1 protein-coding gene is annotated in these 242 nt (G+C 48.3%); it reads right to left on the bottom strand.

All coding sequences use genetic code 11. The features are described from left to right. Positions 1-242: hypothetical protein (locus ACVHXK_RS18995; protein WP_461207959.1), on the bottom strand; the 242-nt coding region annotated here is incomplete at both ends.

Genomic DNA, 242 nt, shown 5'->3' with positions numbered 1-242 from the left:
GTTGCTTTTGCTTCAGCTCCTCGTGCTGTTGCGCCTCCATAGAATCTGCATCCTCTTTGATGCGGTCTACAACACCAGCCAAAGCCTCCTTGGCGTTAACATACGCCAAAGCTTGCTCTTTTTGCTCATCACTCCAATCGTCACGCGACATCACAGCTTCTTTTGCTACAGTAGGGCTATCATCAAGGATCTTAAAATCTTCATCCGTCGCAAATGATAGCTCACCTCGTAGCTCGTCATGC

The sequence above is a fragment of the Clostridium sp. DL1XJH146 genome (assembly GCF_054819755.1).
The sequence above is the reverse complement of the archived record's forward strand: the minus strand, read 5'-3'. Positions and strand labels throughout refer to the sequence as shown.